Annotated in this window: 21 protein-coding genes; 8 read left to right on the forward strand and 13 right to left on the reverse strand. The window is 66.0% G+C overall.

Annotated features, from left to right (window positions below; all coding sequences use genetic code 11):
- Window positions 1-80 precede the first annotated feature (80 nt).
- The 4 genes from QC826_RS22270 (at window position 81) to QC826_RS22285 (ending at window position 4,113) form a co-directional block, all read left to right on the forward strand.
- Window positions 81-1,397, forward strand: coding sequence for an MFS transporter (locus QC826_RS22270; RefSeq protein WP_279762487.1), 1,317 nt, complete (start codon window positions 81-83; stop codon window positions 1,395-1,397).
- Window positions 1,397-2,581, forward strand: coding sequence for an ABC transporter ATP-binding protein (locus QC826_RS22275; protein WP_279762489.1), 1,185 nt, complete (start codon window positions 1,397-1,399; stop codon window positions 2,579-2,581). Before QC826_RS22270 ends, QC826_RS22275 begins: the two co-directional genes overlap by 1 nt.
- 210 nt (window positions 2,582-2,791) lie before the next feature.
- Window positions 2,792-2,959, forward strand: coding sequence for a hypothetical protein (locus QC826_RS22280; RefSeq protein WP_279762490.1), 168 nt, complete (start codon window positions 2,792-2,794; stop codon window positions 2,957-2,959).
- The gene (locus QC826_RS22285) at window positions 2,935-4,113 is read left to right on the forward strand and encodes a tetratricopeptide repeat protein (protein ID WP_279762491.1); all 1,179 of its coding nucleotides are present in this window, start codon (window positions 2,935-2,937) and stop codon (window positions 4,111-4,113) included. Before QC826_RS22280 ends, QC826_RS22285 begins: the two co-directional genes overlap by 25 nt.
- Before the next feature lie 75 nt (window positions 4,114-4,188).
- Here the strand turns inward: QC826_RS22285 and QC826_RS22290 are convergent, their stop codons facing one another.
- On the reverse strand, window positions 4,189-5,583 hold the full coding sequence (locus QC826_RS22290) for a glycoside hydrolase family 18 protein (RefSeq protein WP_279762492.1): 1,395 nt from the start codon (window positions 5,581-5,583) through the stop codon (window positions 4,189-4,191).
- A gap of 174 nt (window positions 5,584-5,757) precedes the next feature.
- Window positions 5,758-8,427, reverse strand: coding sequence for a TonB-dependent receptor (locus tag QC826_RS22295; protein WP_279766573.1), 2,670 nt, complete (start codon window positions 8,425-8,427; stop codon window positions 5,758-5,760).
- A gap of 407 nt (window positions 8,428-8,834) precedes the next feature.
- On the opposite strand from QC826_RS22295, the gene QC826_RS22300 reads away from it, so the two are divergent.
- Window positions 8,835-9,575, forward strand: coding sequence for a GntR family transcriptional regulator (locus QC826_RS22300; RefSeq protein WP_093386011.1), 741 nt, complete (start codon window positions 8,835-8,837; stop codon window positions 9,573-9,575).
- 206 nt (window positions 9,576-9,781) lie between these two features.
- Here the strand turns inward: QC826_RS22300 and QC826_RS22305 are convergent, their stop codons facing one another.
- The 9 genes from QC826_RS22305 to rpsP form a co-directional block, all read right to left on the reverse strand.
- Window positions 9,782-12,496, reverse strand: coding sequence for a M16 family metallopeptidase (locus QC826_RS22305; RefSeq protein WP_409567895.1), 2,715 nt, complete (start codon window positions 12,494-12,496; stop codon window positions 9,782-9,784).
- Between the two features lie 220 nt (window positions 12,497-12,716).
- The gene (locus QC826_RS22310) at window positions 12,717-13,166 is read right to left on the reverse strand and encodes a CBS domain-containing protein (RefSeq protein WP_279762493.1); all 450 of its coding nucleotides are present in this window, start codon (window positions 13,164-13,166) and stop codon (window positions 12,717-12,719) included.
- A 104-nt stretch (window positions 13,167-13,270) separates the two neighbouring features.
- Complete coding sequence (locus tag QC826_RS22315; RefSeq protein WP_279762494.1) at window positions 13,271-13,627, reverse strand: DUF3579 domain-containing protein; 357 nt, start codon at window positions 13,625-13,627, stop codon at window positions 13,271-13,273.
- A gap of 237 nt (window positions 13,628-13,864) precedes the next feature.
- Window positions 13,865-14,824, reverse strand: coding sequence for a CobD/CbiB family protein (locus QC826_RS22320; protein WP_279762496.1), 960 nt, complete (start codon window positions 14,822-14,824; stop codon window positions 13,865-13,867).
- A 101-nt stretch (window positions 14,825-14,925) separates the two neighbouring features.
- Complete coding sequence (locus QC826_RS22325) at window positions 14,926-15,585, reverse strand: CoA pyrophosphatase (protein ID WP_279762497.1); 660 nt, start codon at window positions 15,583-15,585, stop codon at window positions 14,926-14,928.
- Between the two features lie 96 nt (window positions 15,586-15,681).
- Window positions 15,682-16,065, reverse strand: coding sequence for a 50S ribosomal protein L19 (gene rplS, locus QC826_RS22330; protein WP_093386003.1), 384 nt, complete (start codon window positions 16,063-16,065; stop codon window positions 15,682-15,684).
- A 117-nt stretch (window positions 16,066-16,182) separates the two neighbouring features.
- Window positions 16,183-16,929 carry a tRNA (guanosine(37)-N1)-methyltransferase TrmD gene (gene trmD, locus QC826_RS22335; RefSeq protein WP_279762498.1) on the reverse strand — a complete coding sequence of 249 codons (747 nt, stop codon included), beginning with the start codon at window positions 16,927-16,929 and terminating at the stop codon, window positions 16,183-16,185.
- Window positions 16,930-16,973: 44 nt separating this feature from the next.
- A complete protein-coding gene (gene rimM, locus QC826_RS22340) occupies window positions 16,974-17,534 on the reverse strand; it encodes a ribosome maturation factor RimM (protein ID WP_279762499.1) in 561 nt (186 codons plus the stop codon).
- Between the two features lie 15 nt (window positions 17,535-17,549).
- Window positions 17,550-17,795, reverse strand: a complete 246-nt coding sequence (rpsP, locus tag QC826_RS22345) for a 30S ribosomal protein S16 (RefSeq protein WP_093385996.1) — start codon at window positions 17,793-17,795, stop codon at window positions 17,550-17,552.
- A gap of 231 nt (window positions 17,796-18,026) precedes the next feature.
- On the opposite strand from rpsP, the gene QC826_RS22350 reads away from it, so the two are divergent.
- The 3 genes from QC826_RS22350 (at window position 18,027) to QC826_RS22360 (ending at window position 20,159) form a co-directional block, all read left to right on the forward strand.
- Window positions 18,027-18,443, forward strand: a complete 417-nt coding sequence (locus QC826_RS22350) for an NINE protein (RefSeq protein ID WP_279762501.1) — start codon at window positions 18,027-18,029, stop codon at window positions 18,441-18,443.
- A 36-nt stretch (window positions 18,444-18,479) separates the two neighbouring features.
- Complete coding sequence (locus tag QC826_RS22355; RefSeq protein WP_093385992.1) at window positions 18,480-19,079, forward strand: glycine zipper 2TM domain-containing protein; 600 nt, start codon at window positions 18,480-18,482, stop codon at window positions 19,077-19,079.
- 102 nt (window positions 19,080-19,181) lie between these two features.
- Window positions 19,182-20,159, forward strand: a complete 978-nt coding sequence (locus tag QC826_RS22360) for a proline dehydrogenase family protein (RefSeq protein WP_279762502.1) — start codon at window positions 19,182-19,184, stop codon at window positions 20,157-20,159.
- A 36-nt stretch (window positions 20,160-20,195) separates the two neighbouring features.
- Here QC826_RS22360 and QC826_RS22365 read toward each other — a convergent pair whose 3' ends face one another.
- A complete protein-coding gene (locus QC826_RS22365; RefSeq protein ID WP_279762504.1) occupies window positions 20,196-21,008 on the reverse strand; it encodes a c-type cytochrome in 813 nt (270 codons plus the stop codon).
- 221 nt (window positions 21,009-21,229) lie between these two features.
- Window positions 21,230-21,445 (reverse strand): type II toxin-antitoxin system HicB family antitoxin, encoded by a 216-nt coding sequence (locus QC826_RS22370; protein ID WP_279762505.1) that lies wholly within the window; start codon window positions 21,443-21,445, stop codon window positions 21,230-21,232.
- Window positions 21,446-21,508: the final 63 nt, after the last annotated feature.

The following is a 21,508-nucleotide window of genomic DNA, read 5'->3' on the forward strand; positions in this document are numbered from 1 at the left end:
CGGGCCAGCGGCGACAAGCCAACAACACACCGACAACAAACCAGCCGGCGACCACGCCGGCAGATGGAGATGACGCAGCGATGGACAAGCAAAACCACGACGTACGCAACCCCAAATTCTGGGTCCCCAGCCTGTACCTGGCGCAGGGCCTGCCCTTCTTCGCGGTGGCCATCGTGGCCAGCCAAATGCTCAAGAGCATGGGCGTGCCCAACGACGAGCTGAACCACTGGACCGGCCTGATCGGCCTGGCCTGGGTCTTCAAGCCGCTGTGGAGTCCCTTCCTCGAACTGGCCAGCAGCAAGAAGCTGGTGGTGGTCGGCTTCCAGATCCTCGGCGGCGTCTGCCTCGGCCTGGTGGCGCTGGCGCTGCAGGCGCCGTTCTGGTTCGCCGCCGCCATGGCCATGCTGGCGCTGGTGGCGGTCGCCTCGGCCACCCACGACATCGCCTGCGACGGCCTGTACATCACCAGCCTGGACGAAAAAGGCCAGGCGCAGTACGCCGGCTGGACCGGCACCTTCTTCAACGCCGGCAAGTTCTTCACCACCGGCGCCCTGCTGCTGCTGGCCGGTCACTTCGAGAAGACCCTCGGCGTGGTGCCGGCCTGGACCATCTGCTTCGGCATCCTGGCCGCGCTGATGCTGGCGCTCGGCGCCTACAACAGCTGGGCGCTGCCGACGGCGAAGAACGTCGTCGCCGCCGACATCACCGCCAAGGCCATCGCCCGCACCCTGTTCGAGGTCATCGTCGACTTCCTGAAAAAGCCCGGCATCTGGGTCTCCATCGTCTTCATCATCCTGTTCCGCGCCGGCGAGGCGCAGGTGCAGGCGATCGGCCCGCTGTTCCTGCGCGAGGCGCGCGAACTGGGCGGCCTGGGCCTGAGCACCGCCGAGGTGGGCGCCGTCTACGGCACCGTCGGCACGGTCGCCTTCGTGGTCGGCAGCATCGCCGGCGGCTACTTCACCTCCTGGCTCGGCCTGAAGCGCGCCATCCTATGGCTGATCCTGGCGGTCAACCTGCCCAACGTGGTGTTCTACCTGCTGTCGGCCTACCAGCCGACCGAGCTGCTGGTGATCGGCAGCGCGCTCAGCGTCGAGATGTTCGGCTACGGCTTCGGCTTCGTCGGCCTGATCCTGTACATGATGCAGGTGGTCGCGCCGGGAAAATACCAGACCGCCCACTACGCCTTCGCCACCGGCATCATGCAGCTCGGCCTGGTGCTGTTCAAGCTGGTCAGCGGCGACATCCAGGTCGCCATCGGCTACCAGCACTTCTTCATCTGGGTCATGCTCAGCGCGGTGCCGGTGGCGGTGCTGTCGCAGCTCATTCCGATGGGCGCGCGGCCGCAGGAGCCGGAGCCGGCGGCGCAGGCCGAACCGGCCGTGGCCAAGGCCGGCTGATGGCCAGCGTCAGCCTGCGCGGCATCGTCAAAAGCTACGACGGCAAGCACGACACCATCCACGGCGTCGACCTCGACATCGCCGACGGCGAGTTCGTCGTCTTCGTCGGCCCCTCCGGCTGCGGCAAGTCGACCCTGCTGCGCATGATCGCCGGGCTGGAGGGCATCAGCGGCGGCGAACTGCACATCGGCGGCGAACTGGCCAACGACATCGCGCCGGCGCAGCGCAAGCTGGCCATGGTGTTCCAGTCCTACGCGCTGTACCCGCACATGACGGTGTACCAGAACATGGCCTTCGCCCTCAAGCTGGCCGGCCACAAGGCCGAGGCGGTGCGCGCCGCCGTCGAGCGCGCCGCCGACATCCTGCAGATCGTCCCGCTGCTCAAGCGCAAACCGAAGGAGCTGTCCGGCGGCCAGCGCCAGCGCGTGGCGATCGGCCGCGCCATCGTGCGCAAGCCCGAGCTGTTCCTGTTCGACGAGCCGCTGTCGAACCTGGACGCCAGCCTGCGCGTGCAGATGCGCGTCGAGTTGAGCCGGCTGCACCAGGAACTCAAGACCACCATGATCTACGTCACCCACGACCAGGTCGAGGCGATGACGCTGGGCCAGCGCATCGTCGTCTTCAACGGCGGCCGCATCGAGCAGGTCGGCACGCCCTTCGAGCTGTACAACCGGCCCGGCAACCGCTTCGTCGCCGGCTTCCTCGGCACGCCGAAGATGAACTTCATCCCGGCCGAGGTGGTGGCGCTGGCGCCCGGTCAGGTGACGGTGCGCCTGCCCGGCGGCGCCGTGGTGGCGGTGGCGGTGGCGGTGGCGGTGGCGGTGGCGGTGGCCGAGCCGGCCGAGCCGGCCGAGCCGGCCGAGCGGGGCGACAAGCACGGCAACAGCGACAGCGGCGTGGCCGTCGGCGACCAGCTCAGCCTCGGCGTGCGCGCCGAGCACCTGACCCTGCACGAGGCGCGGCAGGAGGGCGCCAACCTGATCGAGGTCGGCGTCGGCCATGTCGAGTACCTGGGCGACGTCGCCATCGTCTACACCACACTGGACGGCGCGCCCGAGATGGTCGCCGTCAAGCGCGCCGCCGATTCGGCGCCGCCGCTGGCCGGCAGCCGCGCCCGCGTCCACCTGCCGCCGCAGCGCTGCCTGCTGTTCGACGGCGCCGGCCGCGCCCTGCCGCCGCCCTGACGCCATCCCAACGCGCCGGGCGCCGCCGCGCGCCGGCCGCCGCCGGTTTTATGTAACAATATGGCCGATTTGCCGGGCCGCCCTTCTCCTTCCCCGCAAGGAGTGGCAGAATGTGCGGTTTTGGCGGATTCGACGAATTCGCAGGTCCCTAAGCGACGATGCGGCCTATCAGCGCCGCGCGTCATCGTGTCTTTGATTGAAGGATAATCCATGTCCCACTTCCGTCTCGCCCGCATCAGCCTGATCCTGGCCGCCATCGGCCTGAACGCCGCCCCCGCCCTGCTGGGCATGTCGTCCGCCAGCGCCGCCGAAAAAACCGCCGCACCGGCAGCCGAGGCCCCAAGCCGGACACGGTGCGCCCGGAGATCTACAAGCTGATCGATCCGGTCCAGATCAAAGAGCTGATGACGGCGAAGAACTACGCCGAAGTGCAGAGCCGTCTCGACCAGGCCGAGGCGATGGCCAACCGCACGCCTTACGAGGACTTCGTGCTGAACCGCATGCGCGTGGCGCTCGGCTCGGTCACCAACAACAACGCCATCACCATCCCCGCCCTCGAAGCGGTGCTCGCCTCGGGCAAGCTGCCGGCCAACGAGCAGGCGCAGTTCGCCCAGGCGCTGGGCACGATCTACTACAACGCCAAGGACTATCCGAAAGCGGTGACCTGGTTCAAGCGCTACCAGACCGAGTCGGGCGACAATAAAACGGTGCGTCCATTCATCCTGCGCGCCTACTTCTTCAGCAACGACTACGCCACCGTGAAGAGTGAAGTGGAAACCGACCTGGCCGCCAACAAGGCCGCCGGCACCCGTCCGACGATCGAAACGCTGCAACTGCTGGCCAACGTCGGCGCCAAGACCAAGGACACCGCCCTGTACCTGCGCGCGATCGAGGAACTGGCCACCTACTACCCGACCGACGCCTACTGGGCCGACCTGCTGGCGCGCACCCAGGGCAAAGCCACCTTCTCGACCCGCTTCCAACTCGACGTGCTGCGTCTGCAAAAACTCGTGATGAGCAAAATGGGCGCCGACGACTACGTCGACATGGCCGAACTGGCGCTGCAGGCCGGCTTCTTCGTCGAAGCGAAAAAGGCGGTCGACGCCGGCTTCGAGTTGGGCGAGCTGGGCACCGGCGCGAACGCCGCCAAGCACAAGAAGCTGCGCGACACCGCCAACAAGGGCGCCGCCGACGACGCCAAGACCATCGCCTCGGGCGAAGCCGCCGCCGCCAAGTCGAAAGACGGCGTCGGCCTGGTCAACCTGGGCTACGCCTACGTCACGATGGACCAGTTCGACAAGGGGCTGGAGCTGATGGAAAAGGGTATCGCCAAGGGCGTGCTGAAAAATCCGGACGACGCCAAACTGCGCCTGGGCTATGCCTACGCGATGGCCGGCAAGAAGGCCGAAGCCATCAAGACGCTCAGCGCCGTACAAGGCAACGACGGCCGCAACGACCTGGCCCGCTACTGGCTGGTTTGGTTGAACCGCGCCGACACCAACGCGCCGGCCGCCGCCCCGGCCGCCAAGTAACACCGCGCCGGCGCCCGCCGGCCAAAGCGCAAAAAAAGCTGGACGCCTCCAACGAGCCGTCCAGCTTTTTTGCTTTCAAAGATCTGCGGGGCGCCGACAAAAACCAAAGGCGTAAGCCTGGGGTCGGACCCGACGGGTCCGACCCCGGCTCTTTGCCGGTGGGGTTTCTCGGCACACCAGCGCCTCCGCCAGCGCGCCGCCCAGCGTTTGGCCACCGTCCGCGCTCAGCTCCCAGAACATTGCGCCGCGCAGCCCGGCCTTGCGGATGTAGGCCGCCTTGGCGCGCAGCGAGGCCTCGTCCTCGTAGCTGATCCAATTGCCGCTGCCGGCGTGGTGCAGATACGGCACCTGCGCCTTGGCATTCCAGTGCCGCAGATAGCCCTTGCCGCCCACCATGTAGCGTCCCCGGCCATCGGCCAGCAGCAAACCCTGTTGCAGCAGATGGCCGAAGCTATAGCTCGAGCCGCCGTCGTTGCCGCCGTCGGCCGCGCCGGCGCAAGTCTGGTACTGGCCGTCGCCGGCCGCGCCGGGCGCGCAGCCCTTCCAGCCGTGGCCGTAGAACGGCAGGCCCAACACCAACTGCTGCGGCGCCACGCCGGCGGCCAGGTAGCGGCGCACCGAGGCCGTGCCATGCAGGCCGCCGTCCTTGAGCGGATCGGCCGGGTCGGCGTCCAGCGCGGCCAGGTGGCCGCTGTTCTTCTCCCACGGCATGTGGAAGTCGTAGGACATGATGTTGATCCAGTCCAGACTCGCCGCCAGCGCCTTGATCCAGGCGCCGCCCTGCGGCCCGTCGCTGATGAAGGAGGCGTTGGCGCCGGCGGCGATGGTGATCAAATAGCGCTTGCCGTCGGCGCGGCCGGCGGCGTCGAAGGCGGCGCGCAGCTCGCGCGCCAGGACGACGTAGTTCTGTTTATCGGCGGCGCGCTCGCACACCTGACCGGCGCTGCAGGCCACACCCACCGCGCCCGGATACTCCCAGTCGATGTCGACGCCGTCGAGGCGGAAGCGGCGCAACAGCGCCAGCGTCGACGCCACGAAGGCGGCGCGCGCGGCCGGCGCGGCGGCCAGGTTGGAGAATTGATTCGACCAGTTCCAGCCGCCCACCGACAGCAGCACGCGCAGCTTGGGATTGGCCTGCTTGAGCGCGACCAGCGCGCGCAGGTTGGCGCCATCCTTCAGCGCGTCGGCCAGCACCAGCGTGCCGTCGGCCGGACGGCTCGGCGCGCCGGCGACGTCCTGGCACGGCGCCAACCCGCCGGTGGCCGGGTCCGGATTGCCGTGGCGGCCGTCGCGGCAGGTGTCGAGGAAGGCGTACATCAGCACCGTCAGCTTGCGCGCGTCGATGTTGGCGGCGCTGGGCGCGAAGCCGGCCGACTTCCAGCCCGGATAATAGCCGACGATCTCGGCGCCAACCGTCGCTGGCGCCAGCGCGGCCAACGCCAGCGCCGCCAAACCCACGGTAATGCGCATGCTTACTCCATTCATCGCAATCGAAAAAAGGCCGCCAACAAAGGCGGCCACAACCCCGGGGGTGCCGACATTCGGACATTTCCCGGGTGCTATGGCAGTCGCGGCAACCTCCTCCGCTCGAGCTCGTGTCCGAATGTCGGCACTGACCCCGAATGGAAGTGGTGCGCGGGACGGTCAGTACTTGATGCGCACGCCGCCGTAGACGGTCTTGCCGTTCTTGTAGACGCCGGCGATCTGCGTGGTGTCGGTCTTGAACACGGTCAACAGCGGGTCGTTCAGGTTCTGCGCTTCCAGCGTGAACTGCACCGACTTGTTGAACGTATAGTTCAGCGAGACGTTCAGCGAACCGTTGGCGCTTTGGAAGTAATCGCTGCCGCCGCGGTTGCCCAGCTTGTAGGTCGAGCGGTGGCTGTAGCCGACCCGCGCGCTGAAGCGCTCGTCCTCGTAGAAGGCGCCGACGTTGTAGGAGTTCTTCGAGGTGCCGTACAGCGAGCAGTCCTCGCCGGCCTTGCCGTTGCAGGTGCCGTCGGCCAGCTTGCCGGTCTGCTTGCCGTCGGCGTAGGTGTAGTTGGCCGACACGCCGAAACCACCCCAGATGCTCTGCTCGTAGGCGCCGTTGAAGCCGGTCAGGGTGCCGTCGGTGTTGAGCGGCGCCGAGATGTCGTAGTTGGCGATGGCGCCCTGCTTGGAGGCGTCGGCGTAGGGCAGCACGCTGTGGCCGTAGGCGATCACGCCCTTGAGCTTGCTGGCGAACAGGCCGGCCGACAGCATCGCCTTCGGCGCGAAATACCATTCCAGCGTGGCGTCGATGTTGTTGCTGCGGATGGGCTTGAGGAAGGGGTTGCTGCCCACGCCGGTGTGCTGCAAATCGTTCAGGTCGTTGCCGGCCAGTTGGCCGAAATCGGGCCGCGACATGCCACGGTTGAGGGCGAAGCGGCCGACCAGGCCGGGCGCCAGATCGGCGCGCAGGTTCAGGCTGGGCAGGAAGTCCTGGAAGCTCTGCTCGTAGTTCGGCTTGCCGCCCGGCAGGAAGGCGCGGATGTCCATCTCGGTGCGCACCACGCGCACGCCGACGTTGCCGCCGACCGCGTCGCTCGGCTGCAGCGTGGCCATCAGGTAGGCCGCCGCCGCCTTCTCCTTGATGTTGTACTCCTGCTGCGGGGCGTGGCTGTCGAAGGTGGCGTACTTGGCCACCCACGAGGCGACGTAGTCGTTGCTGATCTTGAAGGGGCTGAAGCCCGGCGTCGGGTTGACCGGCAGCTTGCCGTACCAGTTGCTGCCGTAGTTGCCGATGGCGCTGTCGGGAATCTGCGCGTCGTCACCCGAGCCGGCGCCCAGCGTCATGGCCAGCTTGGTCAGCTCGCGCTGGTGCTTGGCGTAGCGCAAGCCGAACTTGATCGACGGCACCTTGTCGAAGGACAGCTTGAGCTCGCCGTCGGCCTGGCCGTAGCTTTCCTTGTCGCTCGACCCGGTGTAGCTGCCCCAGCCGCCGATGCCGCCGCCGGCGCGGACGAACTTGTCGCCGCCGGGCACGTTCAGCACGAAGATGCCGTCCGGCGTCAGCGCATAGCCGGCGCCCTGGTTCCAGCCGCTCTGCACCTCGAAGCCGACGTCCTTGGTGCGGCCGCTGCCGCTGGTGTGGCCCAGCTTGCCGCTGACGGTCAAGTCCTGGTCGACCACCCATTTGGCGTCGAAGTTGACGAAGGTCGAGTCGGTCTTGGCGTCGGGCCGGGCGGCGACGTCCTCGATCACCGAGTAGGCGCCGCTGCTGTTGGCGCCGAAGGCGTTCTTGTCGTAGAACACCGAGGTGATGGTGTTGCCGGACACGGTGGCCGGGCCGCTCGGCTTGACCGAGTTGCCGTTGCCGCCGGGGCCGGTGGCGGCGTTGATGGTGTTGGCCATGTAGTTGGTGTTGTAGTTCTTCGCGTCGACGGTCGAGCGGAAGCCCGACAGGTCCAGCGTGACGTTGCCGGCCGGCTTCCATTGCGCCTCGATATAGCCGCCCTGGCGCTTGCGCTCCTGCTCGAACAGCACGGCGCCGCTGAGCAGGCTGATGTTCTTGCCGGCCAGCGCAGGGTCGGCGTAGTTGGCGCCGGTCTTGTCCCACCACACGCCCTCGGAACCGGCGCGCTGCAGCTTGCGCGTCTGCGAGAACAACTGGGCCAGCACGCCGAAGGTGTTGTCGGCGTTCTTCCAGTTGAGCAGCGCGGTGACGGCCGGGTCGGTCGACTTGGCCGCCGTCGAGTAGGCCGCCTCGGCCGACAAGGAGGTGGTCAGGCTTTGTTTGAATTCGAGCGGCTTGCGGGTCTGGATGTCGACCGTGCCGGCGGCGCCGCCCTCGACCAGGTCGGCCTGCGCGGACTTGTGCACGACGATGCGGCCCACCAGGTCGGACGGCAGCACGGTGTAGGACACGCTGCGGCCGCCGCTGGAGATGTTCGGACCGTACCAGTCGCCGCTCGACACGGTGTGGCCGTTCAGCGTGGTCAGGGTCAGCTGCGAGGACAGGCCGCGCAGCTGCACGTGTTCGTTCTCGCCGAACGAGCCCTCGGCCGAGCCGGCGCTGGTGGTGGTGACGCCGGGCACGCGGGCCAGCGAGTCGGCCACGTTCTTGTCGGGCATCTTGCCGACGTCCTCGGCGGTGACCACCTCGACCAGGCTGTCGGCGATCTTCTTCTGGTTCAGCGATTGTTGCAGCGAGGCGCGGATGCCGGTCACCACCACCACCTCCTCCTTGGCCGCCGCCTGCTGGGCCTGGGCCGGCAGCGCCGCGCCCACCACCAGCAGCGCCACCGCCGCCGCGATCGGCTTCATCCTGCGGCCCGCCGCGCGCATATCGACCATACCCACTGCGCTCTCCTTGTGTTTCATGTACTCCCCCTTGATTGTGGTTTCGCTTTGGAAACCATTTCGTTTTTATAAAGACCTCTTGCCGCTTCGCCAGCAGCGTGGCGTCCCGAAGGTCCATTTCCTATGACCACTTACAGAACCAATCCAACGCCAATATACATTTATCAAATACCGAAATACTACCAATTTAAGGGGAATTTTGAGCATGTTGCAAGTCATACACAGACCACTTTGCGTAAACTCCTGCACCGTTTTGACGCATTGCCCGGCGTAGTAAGTAGAAACCGCAGGGCGCCGAGTAATACCAACGTCGCGGTCTTTTTTTGGTATTATCCAGCGACACATTTGACACAAAGGCAGGCGCGCCAAGTACGCGCCGCCACGACGGGAGACCAACAGCAATGACTTCGCTCGCAGAGATCATGCAGAATTTGGGACAGAACAGCAGCCTGCCCCTGTACCAGCAATTGCAGCGCGCGCTGCGCGAGGCGATCGACAAGCGCCTGTTCGGCCCGGACGAGGCGCTGCCGGCCGAGCGCCAGTTGGCCATCGACCTGTCGGTGTCGCGCATCACCGTGCGCAAGGCCATCGACGGCCTGGTCGAGGAGGGTCTGCTGGTGCGCCGGCCCGGCTCGGGCAATTTCATCAACACCCGCATCGAGAAGAATTTCGCCAAGCTGACCTCGTTCTCCGAGGACATGCGGGCGCGCGGGCGCGATCCGCGCAGCGTCTGGCTCAAGCGCGCCGAGGGCACGGTCACGCCGGAGGAGGCGCTGCGCCTGCGCCTGAGTCCGGGCGCGGCGGTGTACCGCTTCCACCGCATCCGCTACGCCGACGAGGTGCCGATGTGCCTGGAGTACGCCACCATCGTCGCCGCCTGCCTGCCCTCGCTGGAGGCGGTGCAGGTGTCGATGTACGACGCGCTGGAGAAGGCCGGCAACCGGCCGGTGCGCGCGCTGCAACGGCTCAGCGCGCTGCTGCTCAACGCCGAGCAGGCCGCGCTGTTGCAGGCCAACCAGGGCGACGCCGGCCTGGCCGTCGAGCGCCTGGGTTTTTTGCGCGACGGCCGCGCGGTGGAGTTCTGCCGCTCGATCTTCCGGGGCGACATGTACGACTTCGTCGCCGAGCTGAGCACCAGCTAGGCGTTCGCGCGCCCGGACGCGAGGAGGGTCTTCAAAGGCCGGCTGGACGCTGGCGAAACCCGCAAACAAAGGGGTCTGACCCCATGCGGGGTCAGACCCCGGCCCGGCCGCCTTGCGGGGTAAAAAAAGGGCGGAACGCATTGCGCGTTCCGCCCCTTTTTTCGTCCGGCATGGCGCGCCAAGCGGCGCGCCATCCCGCGGCGTGCTTACTTGGGCGCCGACTTGGCCGCCGGCGCGGCGCCGGCCTTGCTCTCGTCGCCGGCCAGCACCACGCTCAGGCGCCCGCCGTCGATCGCCTTGCGGAAGGCGGCGTTGACCTGCTCCGGCGTCAGCGCCTTCAGCTTGTCCTCCAACTGCTGGCTGAAGCTGTAGCTGCGGCCCAGGTACAGGTTCTTGCTCCAACCGGCCGCCAGCACGCCGTCCTTCGAGCGGTTCTGCACGCGCTGCTGCAGCATGCCCGACTTGGCGCCGGCCACCTCGGCGGCGCTGAAGCCGTCCTTCAGCGCGCGCGCCAACTCCTCGCGCACCGCCGCGTCCAGCCGGGCCAGGTTCTGCGGCGCGGCGATGGCGTAGATGGCGAAGCTGCCGGCGCGGTCGGTGTCGCCGGCGTCAAGGCCGGAACCGCCGCCGTAGGACAGGCCGTCCTTCTGGCGGATGCGGTCCATCAGGCGCGACTTCAAGCCGCCCTCGCCGAAGATGTAGTTGGCCAGCATCAGCGCCGGGTAGTCGGCGTCGGTGCTTTGCAGGTCCAGGTTCAGGCGCGCCGTGTAAAAGCCGTTCTCCTTGTCCGGCGTGTTGATGGCCTTGCGCAAGACCGCCTTGTCGGCGTTGCTGCGGTCCAGGCGGGCGTAGTGCGCCGGACTGCGCCAGTTGCCCAGCGTCTCCTCGACCACCTTGCCGGCGGCGGCCGGATCGAAGTCGCCGACGATGGCCAGCTCGCCCTTCGAGGCGCCGTAGAAGTCGCGGTGGTAGGCCTTGACGTCCTCCAGCTTGAGCGCCTTGACCGCCGCCAACTGCTCGTCGACCGTCATCACGGCGCGCATGTCGCCCTTCGGATAGTGGTCGAAGTATTCGGCGACGGCCTGCATGGCCAGCGACTGCGGCTCGTTGCGGCCGGCCTCGACGCCGACCAGCCACTGCTGGCGCATCTGCTCGAACTCGGCCCCGGGGAAGCTGGCGTCCTTGAGCACGTGGCCGACCAGGCGCAGCGCCTCGGCCAGGTGTTCGCCGGTGGTGTCGAAATGGTAGAGGCCGCCCGAGATCTTCAGCTTGGAGAAGGCGTCGGCCAGTTGTTCGCGGTTGTACTTGCTGGTGCCGCGCATCAGCATGTCGTTGGCGGCGGCGGCGACGACGGACTTGCCGAACAGGTTCTTCTCGTCGCCCCAGTGCAGCTGCAGGTCGACCGAGACCGAACCGCCCCGGTTCTTCTTCGGCAGCAGCGCCACCTTCAGGCCGCCGATGGTCTTGAGCGTGGTGCGGGCGTTGATGTTGGCCTGGGTCGGCTCGAAGTCCTCGGCGCTCAGCGTGGCGGCCTGGGCCTTGAAGCCCTGCATGGCCTCGGCCACGCTGGGCGCGGCGCCGATCTCGGCGCGCTGCGGCGCGTCCTCCGGCAGGAACACGCCGACGGTGCGGTTGTCGCGCTTCAGGTAGCGGCCGGCGGCGGCGCCGACCTGCTCGGCGGTGATCGTCGGCAGGCGGTCGCGGCCCTGGAACAGCAGGCGCCAGTCGCCCAGCGCGATCTCCTCGGACAAGGCGACGCCGACCCGCTGCGGATCGTTGAGCGATTTTTCGATGCCGTTGGCGAAGTTGCGCCGCACCCGCTCCATCTCCTCGGCCGTCGGCGGCGTGGCGGCGAAGCTTTCCACCGCCGCCGTCAGCGCCTCGCGCACCGGCTCGATCGGCTGGCCGGTCTTGACCAGCGCGCCGATGATCTGCAGGCCGGGCGCGTAGCCGGTCTCGCCGAAGCTGAACACCTGGGCCGCCTTGCCGCTCTCGACCAGGGCCTTGTGCAGGCGGCCGCTCGGCGTGTCGCCGAGGATCTCGGACATGAAGCTGAGCGCGTCGCTGTCGGCGTGCAGCGCGGACGGGATCTTGTAGCCCAGCGCGACGATCTGCATGTCGCCCTTGCGCCGCACGGTGAAGCTGCGCTCGCCGTCCTGGGTCGGTTCGACCGTCCAGAACGGCGGCAGGCTGCGCTTGGGTTTCGGGATCGCGCCGAAGGACTTGTTGATCCAGGCCAGCGTCTGGGCCGGGTCGAACTTGCCGGCCACCAGCAGCACGGCGTTGTCCGGCTGGTAGTAGGTGCGGTAGAAGTTTTTCAGGTTGTCGATCTTGACGTTCTCGATGTCGCTGCGGTTGCCGATGGTCGAGCGGCCATAGCTGTGCCAGTCGTAGGCCACGCTCTGCATGCGCTTGAGCAGCACGCCGAAGGGGGAGTTCTCGCCGGCCTCGTACTCGTTGCGCACCACCGTCATCTCCGAATCCAGCTCCTTGCGGTCGACGAAGGAATGGACCATGCGGTCGGCCTCCATGTCGAGCGCCCATTTCAGGTTGTCCTTGCTGGACTGGAACACCTCGTAGTAGTTGGTGCGGTCGTAGGAGGTGGTGCCGTTGAAGTCCATGCCACGGTCGGCGAATTCCTTGGGGATGCTGCGGTTCTTCGGCGAACCCTTGAACAACATGTGCTCGAGCAGGTGGGCCATGCCGGTCTCGCCGTAGTTCTCGTGGCGCGAGCCGACCAGGTAGGTGACGTTGACGGTCACGGTCGGCTTGGAGGCGTCGGGGAACAGCAGCACCTTCAGGCCGTTGGCCAGCTTGTACTCGGTGATGCCCTCGACCGCCGGGCCTTTGACGACGCCGGCCGGCAGGGCCTGGGCCCAGGCCACCGAGCTGACGACGAAGGACATGCTGCAAAAGAACATGCCGGCGCGCACGCCGGGTTTGCGGACAGGTGGTTTCATATTTTTCAAGGGAGGGGGAAACATCGATGAAATCGGGGAATACAGCATACCCGCTGTTCGCCCCGGAAGGGAAGTTCGAAATTGAAATATTGCTAGAAGAAAAACTTTGGTCCGGACGAGACCGGCCACCGCCCCCTCGGGGCGCGGCGCTGGCGCTGGCGGCGAGGGGCACGCGCCCGGCCTACTGGCGGAACTGCTTCTCGTTGGCCAGCTGGCGCGAGCTGATGCGCGACAACTCGCCCATCTCCTCGGCGAGGAACTCGACCAGGTCGTCGATCGAGACGATGCCCGTCAGGCCGCCCATGCTGTTGACCACCGGCACCCGGCGGATGCCCTTGAAGCGCATGCGGTCGATGGTTTCGTAGACGTCCTCGTCCTCGGTGGCGGTCATCAGCTCCTCGACCATGATGTCGCCGACCAGCAGGCTGGCCGGGTCCAGGCCCAGGGCGATGACGGAGACGACGATGTCGCGGTCGGTGATGATGCCGACCGGCACACGCTCGCCATTGGGTTGTTCGACCACGACGAGGTCGCCGACATGATGGTTGCGCATCAACAGCGCGGCGCCCTGGACGGTCAGGTCGCGCTTGCAGTGCACGGTTTGCTCGGTACAGATTTCACCAATACGCATGGCAATCCCCTCCCCCGGCGGCATGCCGGACAGTGTTCTACGTTAACACGCTGGGGAGAGAAAAAGCTGATCCCGCTCAAATGGGCGGGCCGGGAGGGGATGGCTTAGGGCTTGCCCAGCTCGGGCTTGGGCTCGGGCTCGGGCATCAGGCAGGCCTCGACCATTTGCAGGTCGTTGTCGTTGGCGAAGGCGACGACGAAGTGGTAGGCCATCGGTTCGATCTGGCGCAGCTTGGCGTTGACCACCACCGACTTGACGCCGTTGACGACGGTCGGATGCACATACGGCGAGAACTGCAGGTGGGAATGGCGCGAGGTGGTGCCCTCGGGGCGGAAGCAGGACATCACTCCGCACAGGCGTTCGGCCCAGTCGCTGGGACGGAACTGGCGGCCATTGCTGGTGATGCCAAGAATAAAGAACTCGTCGCGCGGTTCTTTCTTGTTTTGAGCTGACTCGGCCATAGGCGGCTTGTGGGTAACAAGTGTGCGTGGAAGATCCCGGCAGGTACGTCGGGCTGGTAAAGCGATCCTTTGCGGATTCCAGTATTATATCTTATAGAAGACCTGAATTGCTAAACCCTTGATTACATGCACTTTTTACAAGCAAGTGGCGGCCTGCAGACAGATACGCACCAGTGCAGTGCGTTACTGTTGTCTGTATCCTACAGGCAAGCCACAATTGTAAGCCTGTTTCCCGGCTTAGCCCAGCCAGACGGCGCCCGACAGCAACAACAGCAGCATCATCCACAACAACAAGGCGCGCCAGACCAGGCCGACCGTGCTCTGCAGGGCGCGCACGCTGGGCTCCTCGCCCGGCAGCACTTCCTGTTCGACGTCGGTGGTGTCGACCGTGGCGGCGTCGACCGGCAGCACCTTGGCCGCGTTCTCGGCCGGGGTGCCCAGGCGCACGCCCATGGCGCCGCCGCCGGCCGACAGGATGATGCCGATCGCCTCGTCCTGCCAGCGGTCGGCGAAGTTGCGCCAGGCGTAGATGGCGTCCTCGAAGTTGCCGACCACGGCGAAGGCGACGGCGGTCAGGCGCACCGGGATCCAGTCGATCCAGTAGAAGGCCTGGGCGGCGAACTGGCCGAAGGCCTCGTTGCGCATGTGCTCGGGCTCGTTCCAGGCGCGCGACAGGTATTCGGCGACGCGGTACATCACCGCGCAGGCCGGGCCGAGCGGCATGAGGAACCAGAAGAACACGCCGAACACGTTGCGGTGGGTGGTGATGAGCGATTTCTCGACGGCGATGCGGGAGATCTCGGCCACCTCCATGCCCACCGTGTCGAGCTTGGTCCACTCGGCCAGCAGGCCGCGCGCGGTGGCCTCGTCGCCGGCGTTCAGGGCCAGCTGGATCGAGGTGAAATAGTGGCTGTAGTGGCGGAAGCCCAGCGTCAGGTAGACGATCAGGATGTTCCAGGCGAAGGCGGCGATGAACAGCTTGTAGTGCATCAGCACCCAGTAGATCGCCGCCGTCGGCACCATCAGGATCGCCATCATCAGGAACCAGCCCATGCGGCCGTGGCGCGGGTGGCCGGCGTTGAACCAGGTCTCCATCCGCAACGCCAGACTCTTGATCTCGGCGTAGATCGGATTGTCCGCGCGCAGGGGCTTCAGTTGCTCGATCAGTAGCGCGCAGAGAATGGAAAGAAATGTCATCAAACGTCCTTTTAGTCAACAATGCCGTAATGCCCGCTACGATAGCGCAGTGCAGTGGCGGAATCAAACTTATTGCGGGAATTTCATTACGCCCGTGCCAATCATGCGCGCAGGAAATGGAATAGATTGCGCAACATGCCGGCCGTCGCGCCCCAGATGTAGAAGCGATCATACGGCATCGCGTAGAAGGAGCGCGGCCCGTCCGGCAGCGCGACCGACAGGCGCTGGTGGTTCAGGCCGTCCATCAGGAAGGCCAGCGGCACCTCGAAGATCTCGGCCACCTCGCCCGGGTCGGCGTTCAGCTCGAACGGCGGCGCCACCAGGCCGACCACCGGCGTGACGCGGTAGCCGGTGCCGGTGTAGTAGTCCGGCAGGGTGCCGAGCACGTCGACATGGCGCCGCTGCAGGCCGACCTCCTCCTCCGACTCGCGCAGCGCGGTGTCGACCGGCGAGGCGTCGTAGTGCTCGGCGCGGCCGCCGGGAAAGCTGATCTGGCCGCCGTGGTCGGTCAGGTGGGCGGTGCGCCGGGTCAGCAAAATGGTCATGCCGGCGGCGCGCTGCACCAGCGGGATCAGCACCGAGGCCGGGGTCGGCGATGCGCGCAAGGCGAAGGCCGGCTCGCTGTGCTCGGGCGTCCACAGCGGCGGCGCGGCGAAGCGCCGGCGCAGCCAGTCGGCGGCCAGGCGCTCGGCCGCCAGCGGCGCTTCGCCGGCGATGTCGCCGGCCGGCAGTTGTTGGGGATCGAATTGGGACTTGGCCACGCGCACTACCTCCTCACGCCACTGTACAGCGGACAGCGCGCAGATGCAAAAAAGGGGCGCCAACCGGCGCCCCTTCTATCCAAACACAAGCGGCAATTAAGCGCTTGCTTTCGCCACAACGCGGCGATTTGGCAGTTTTTCTTTGATACGTGCCGATTTGCCCGAACGCTCGCGCAGGTAGTACAGCTTGGCGCGACGGACGTCACCGCGGCGTTTCACTTCGATCGAAGCGATCAGCGGGGAGTACAGCTGGAAGGTACGCTCGACGCCTTCGCCGGACGAGATCTTACGAACGATGAAGTTCGAGTTCAGGCCACGGTTGCGACGGGAGATGACCACGCCTTCGTATGCCTGGGCGCGCTTGCGGGTGCCTTCGACGACGTTGACGTTGACGATCACGGTGTCGCCGGGTGCAAACTCAGGGATGGTTTTGCCCAGGCGAGCGATTTCTTCTTGCTCGAGTTGTTGAATCAGATTCATTTTTCTTACTCCATAAACCATCTTGCCGGCGCGGCCACGGCGTACAAGACGCCCCGGGCCCGGTAGAGGATGGGGTTAAACACGCGGGCAACATGCCCGCAGGGTACAACAGCGGATTTACGAACCCGCCAAAAACTTTTCATCGAGCTTGCTGAGCAGGCCGGCGGCGCGCGCCTTGGCCAGCAAGTCGGGGCGCTTGCGCGCCGTCGCCTCCAGCATGCGCTGGCGGCGCCATTTCATGATCTCGGCGTGGTTGCCGCCCATCAGCACGGGCGGCACCGCCACGCCCTCGTAGACGTCCGGCCGGGTGTAGTGCGGCGAATCGAGCAGGCCGTTGACGAAGCTGTCCTCGACCGCCGAGGCGTCGGTGTTCAACACGCCGGGCAGCTGGCGGATCACGGCGTCCATCAGGGCCATGGCCGGCAACTCGCCGCCCGACAGCACGAAGTCGCCCAGGCTGACCTCCTCGTCGACACAACGGTCGATCAGGCGCTGGTCGACCGCCTCGTAGCGGCCGCACAGGATCACCAGACCCGGCTCGGCTTTGAGTTGCATCACGCGCTCGTGCGTCAATTGCTTGCCCTGGGGCGACATGAACAGCACGCGCGGCGGCGGCAGACCGGCATCGGTCTGGCGCTGCTTGGCGGCGGCCAGGGTCGCTTCCAAGGGCTTGGCCAGCATCACCATGCCGGGGCCGCCGCCGTAGGGGCGGTCGTCGACGGTGCGGTGATTGTCGGTGGTGAAATCACGCGGATTCCACAGCGACAAGCCACATTTATTCTGTTCGAAGGCGCGCCGGGTGATGCCCGACTGCGTCAGTGCGCCGAACATTTCCGGGAACAGGGTCACGACATCAAATTGCATGGCCTGCCTTTCCGGACTGTCCACTACGCTTACTCGGGAGCGACTTAATAATCCAGGCCCCAGTCGACGGTGATCTTCTTCGCTTCCTTGTCCACCTTGACGATGAACTGGTCGACAAATGGAATCAGGCGCTCTGGCGCCACGACTGCCGGGTCTGCATCGGCTGCGGCCGCTGGCGTGATGCGCAGGATCGATTGCGGTCCGTTGCTCATCATGTCGGTCACCTGCCCCAGGTGCTCACCTTGTACATTTTCTACTGTCAGGCCGATCAGATCGGCCCAATAAAATTCATCTGCCGACAGCGTCGGGAAATGACTGCGCGGAACGAACACAGCGGCGCCTTTGAGCGCTTCTGCTCCATTCCGGTCGGTCACGCCCGCCAGCTGTGCGCAAACGTCGCCGCCATGCAGTTTGCACTGCTTGACTTCAACATCGCGCATGGCCGGCTTGTCGAGCCACCAGGAATCGACGTTCAGCAAGGCATCCGCATCTTCCGAGAAAGGTCTTACCCTCACCCAGCCAGCGACGCCATAGGCACCGTAGACAAAGCCTACCTGTGTCAAATCGTCGGGGACTTGCACCCCGGATGCATGCTTATCGGTCAAACCAGTGGACCAGACTTAAGCCGATTTGTTCGCGGCGACCAGACGGGCCACGGTTGGCGACAGTTGCGCGCCGACGGATTCCCAGTGAGCCAGACGGTCAGCGGTGATGCGGAATGGCACTTCGCCACCCGATGCCATCGGGTTGTAGAAACCGATGCGCTCGATGAAACGGCCATCGCGGCGATTGCGCGAGTCGGTTGCAACGATGTTGAAGAACGGACGCTTCTTGGCGCCTCCACGAGCTAAACGAATAACGACCATAATATTTCCAAAAAGTGTGCTGAGACGGAAAAAGCCGCAAATTATAGCGCGCCTGACCGCAAAGCAGCAAGCGTTATCAAATAATTGGGCAGTGTTGGGGTAATCGGAGATTATCCCTCGTTCCGGCGCAGGGGGCAATAGCCTTGTTACCTAAAAAAGGTAGGCCGGGGCCCGTATTATGACCGATACTGCCCACTTTCCCGCAACCGGCGTGCATTTGCCACGATATTTATGACCGTTTCGCACAAGAACAAGACCTTCGCCACCCTGCTCGGCTTCCTGTTCGGCGGCCTGGGCGCCCACCGCTTCTACCTGCGCGGCCCGCGCGACGTGTGGGGCTGGGCCCACCTGGCCTGCCTGCCGGCCGCCGCCCTGGTCGCCGTGGCCGCGCCGGACGCCAACTGGTTTTACCAGATCATGCCGCTCACGCTGTCGGTGCTGCTCGGCTTCCTCGAGGCGCTGGTGCTGGGCTTGATGTCGGACGAGAAATGGGACGCCGGCTTCAACGCCGGCTCCGGCCGCCGGTCGGACTCGACCTGGCCGCTGGCGCTGATCCTGGTGGCCACGCTGATGCTCGGCGCCGGCGGCCTGATTGCCACGATTTCGCGCCTGTTTGACTTGTTGTACACTGGCGGGGCATACGGTTAATTCCGCCCCCCCCCACACAACACCACGGAGAAAAATATGACGAGTCGCCCAATGATCGCCGCCCTGCTGCTGGCCGGCATGATGTCCAGCGCCTACGCCCAGCCGCCGCTCAGCCCCAAGGAACAGTATTCGATCGACAGCAAGCGCGCCGCGACGCGCTACGCCGACGACAAGAAGCTGTGCGCCGAGGAAAGCAGCTCCGGCGCCCGCATGCAATGCACGCGCGACGCCAAAAGCGAATACGACAAGAGCGTGAAGGCCGCCAAGGCCGCCCTCAAGGCCGGCCCGGCCAAGCAGGCCGCCTGCAACGACTGCGCCAAGGTGCTGTCGGTCAACGTCAGCGAGAAGGCCGGCGAAGGTAGCGCCCTCGGCGTGATCGCCGGCGGCGTCGCCGGCGCCCTGCTGGGCAACCAGGTCGGCAGCGGCCACGGCCGCGAACTGGCCACCGTCGCCGGCGCCGCCGGTGGCGCCTACGCCGGCAACAAGATCGAGCAGAAGGCCAAGTCGAGCAAGGTCTGGACCGTCGCCGTGCAGTACCAGGACGGCAAGCAGGCCAGCTTCAACTTCGACCACGACCCGGGCCTGATGGCCGGCGACCGCGTCAAAAACGCCAACGGCAGCATCGTGCGCAACTAGGCACCGAGCTGCGGCAAGAAAAAAAAACAGCCTGCGGGCTGTTTTTTTTCGCCTTTGCCATCATATCCACCAGACAATATTTTCACCCAACAAGGAGACGCCGTGCAGCCGCAACCCACCTTCCCCGTCCAATGGCAGCCGCTGGTCGACCAAGCCGCCAGCACCCTGCGCGCGCTGGCGCTCGACGAGACCGCCAAGGAGAAATTCTGCAACGATCCGCTGCTGCGCCCCTACATGCACAAGGTGTCGCAGCGCTACGTGGCCGGCCAGACGGTCGCCTCGGCGCTGCAGCGGGTGGCGCAGATCAACGCCCGCGGCCACGCCGCCTCGGCCGAGTACATGGGCGAGAGCTGCCGCGACGAGGCCTTCGCCATGGCCGAGACGGAAGTCTTCATGGAGCTGTGCAAGTCCATCGGCGAGCAGAACTTGAAGTGTTCGATCTCCTTCGACCTGTCGCACGTCGGCTCGCTGGTCGACCCCGAACTGGGCTTCCGCAACGCCCGCCGCATCGCCCACGCCGCCGCCAGCATCAACCGCGAAGTGATGATCTCGATGGAGGCGGCCGAGCGCGCCGACGACATCTACGCCATCTACACCCGCCTGCACAAGGAAGAGAACCTGGACAACGTCGGCATCACCGTGCCGGCCAAGCGCCACCGCACGCCGGCCGACCTGCCGGCGCTGATGCGCCTGCCGGGCCGCATCCGCCTGGTCAAGGGCGCATTTTTGGAGTCCGAGGACGTGGCCTACCACCGCAACAGCGCCGAGCTGGCGGCGGCCTACCGCGCGCTGGCCGGCGAGCTGCTGCTGAGCGGACACAAGTGTTCGATCGCCACCCACGACCGCAGCATCCAGCACGATTTGAGCGAACTCATCATCAAGGAGCGCATCGACCCGCGCAACTACGAATTCGAGTCGCTGATCGGCCTGGGCGGCGCGCAGATCGACGGCCTGCTGGCGCGCGGCTTCCCCACGCGCGAATACGCGGTGTTCGGCGAGGAGCATTTCCTGTATGTGCTGAACCGCATCGCCGAGGAGCCGGTGCGGCTGTACCAGGCGGTGATCGACCTGACGGCGTGAGCTGCCACCAGGCGGACGGGCGCGGCGCGACTTAACTTAGTTACGGGCGTCCTTGGGTTTGCCGCCCTTCGGCCAGTCCTTGTCCTTGCCGGCGTACACGGGGCGCGGCTGGTGCGTGAAGAACTCGGACACGTCGAGCGCGTCCTGGTCGGACAGCGAACCGCCCTGCCCCAGCGGCATGTTGTACTTGACGAAGGCGGCCGCCGTGAACGTGCGCGCCATGCCGGCGCCGTCGTTGAACGAATCCTTGCCCCACAGCGGCGGGAAGGCGTAGCCGCCGGCGCCGTTGCCCAAGCCCTCGCCGGCCGCGCCGTGGCAGCTGGCGCATTTCTCCCCGTAGATCTTTTTACCGTGCGTGGCGTCCGGCACCAGTTTCTGGTCGATGGCGCCGAAGCCCCGGCCCTTGACGCTGACGCCGGTCGGCACGTCGCTCGACAGCCATTGCATATAGGCCAGGATGTTGTTCATCTCGTCCGAGTTGTAGGCCAGCGCCTTGCCGTTCATCGAGCGTTCGAAGCAGTCGTTGACGCGCTCCTGCAGCGAGATGATCTTGCCGCTGCGCGAGCGGTACTCGGGGAACACGCCCCAGATGCCGATCCACGGCGAGGCCAGCGCCACGGTGCCGCCCGTCATGTGGCAGTTGGTGCAGTTGAGCTTGTTGCCGACGTTGGCCGGCAGGCGTTGGTGGGTTTCGCCCAGCAGCAATTTGCCGGCCTGGATGGCGGCGCCCTTGGGGCCGGTGGGAATGGTCGAATCGGCCGGTGGTTTGAGTTCTGGCGCCGTTTGCGCCTGCACGAGGCCGGCCGCCAACAGCGCGCCCAGCAGAATGGTGGAATAGGTGGTTTTCATAGTCCTTCATCTGGTCGGTTGTACCGCGAGGACGCCGGCGCCGGGCACCGGCGGCGCGGGCAGCTCGCTGCCTCAGATGGACGAGCCGGCCATTGCCAGCCAACACACCCATGTCGAGACAAACGATGTTGCCGTACAGACAGTATGCACGCGAACCATCCGGAACGACAACGCGTCCGACGACAAGTGATGCGCGGCACCCACAACCGCGCCACGACCGGCTAGTTGACGGCGACCTCGACCGTCGCCATCGTCGAGACGGCTTGCGGGACGGGCAGGCCGCTGGCCTTGATGTCCTCGATGTGAAGCTGAATCGCCTCGTCGATCGAGGCAAGCACTTCCTCGCGCGTGGCGCCAACGGCGACGCAACCCGGCAAATCGGGCACATGCGCCCCAAAAGATGAAGGTCCCTCTTCGACAACCACTAAGAAACGCATAGCTCCCCCACTGGAGTGAGATCTCATTCATGCGATTCTACGCCAGCATCAGATGCAAAAAAA

It is taken from the genome of Rugamonas sp. DEMB1 (assembly GCF_029834475.1).
GTDB lineage: Bacteria > Pseudomonadota > Gammaproteobacteria > Burkholderiales > Burkholderiaceae_D > Rugamonas > Rugamonas rubra.

Bases quoted from the DNA above. Each gene is read 5' to 3' on its own strand.
- QC826_RS22290 (WP_279762492.1), bottom strand. From the start codon at position 5,583: ATGCGCATTACCGTGGGTTTGGCGGCGCTGGCGTTGGCCGCGCTGGCG.
- QC826_RS22280 (WP_279762490.1), top strand. From the start codon at position 2,792: ATGTCCCACTTCCGTCTCGCCCGCATCAGCCTGATCCTGGCCGCCATC.
- QC826_RS22315 (WP_279762494.1), bottom strand. From the start codon at position 13,627: ATGGCCGAGTCAGCTCAAAACAAGAAAGAACCGCGCGACGAGTTCTTT.
- QC826_RS22370 (WP_279762505.1), bottom strand. From the start codon at position 21,445: ATGCGTTTCTTAGTGGTTGTCGAAGAGGGACCTTCATCTTTTGGGGCG.
- rplS (WP_093386003.1), bottom strand. From the start codon at position 16,065: ATGAATCTGATTCAACAACTCGAGCAAGAAGAAATCGCTCGCCTGGGC.
- QC826_RS22365 (WP_279762504.1), bottom strand. From the start codon at position 21,008: ATGAAAACCACCTATTCCACCATTCTGCTGGGCGCGCTGTTGGCGGCC.
- QC826_RS22275 (WP_279762489.1), top strand. From the start codon at position 1,397: ATGGCCAGCGTCAGCCTGCGCGGCATCGTCAAAAGCTACGACGGCAAG.
- QC826_RS22355 (WP_093385992.1), top strand. From the start codon at position 18,480: ATGACGAGTCGCCCAATGATCGCCGCCCTGCTGCTGGCCGGCATGATG.
- QC826_RS22300 (WP_093386011.1), top strand. From the start codon at position 8,835: ATGACTTCGCTCGCAGAGATCATGCAGAATTTGGGACAGAACAGCAGC.
- QC826_RS22305 (WP_409567895.1), bottom strand. From the start codon at position 12,496: ATGTTCTTTTGCAGCATGTCCTTCGTCGTCAGCTCGGTGGCCTGGGCC.
- QC826_RS22270 (WP_279762487.1), top strand. From the start codon at position 81: ATGGACAAGCAAAACCACGACGTACGCAACCCCAAATTCTGGGTCCCC.
- QC826_RS22320 (WP_279762496.1), bottom strand. From the start codon at position 14,824: ATGACATTTCTTTCCATTCTCTGCGCGCTACTGATCGAGCAACTGAAG.
- trmD (WP_279762498.1), bottom strand. From the start codon at position 16,929: ATGCAATTTGATGTCGTGACCCTGTTCCCGGAAATGTTCGGCGCACTG.
- QC826_RS22350 (WP_279762501.1), top strand. From the start codon at position 18,027: ATGACCGTTTCGCACAAGAACAAGACCTTCGCCACCCTGCTCGGCTTC.
- rpsP (WP_093385996.1), bottom strand. From the start codon at position 17,795: ATGGTCGTTATTCGTTTAGCTCGTGGAGGCGCCAAGAAGCGTCCGTTC.
- QC826_RS22310 (WP_279762493.1), bottom strand. From the start codon at position 13,166: ATGCGTATTGGTGAAATCTGTACCGAGCAAACCGTGCACTGCAAGCGC.
- QC826_RS22295 (WP_279766573.1), bottom strand. From the start codon at position 8,427: ATGGTCGATATGCGCGCGGCGGGCCGCAGGATGAAGCCGATCGCGGCG.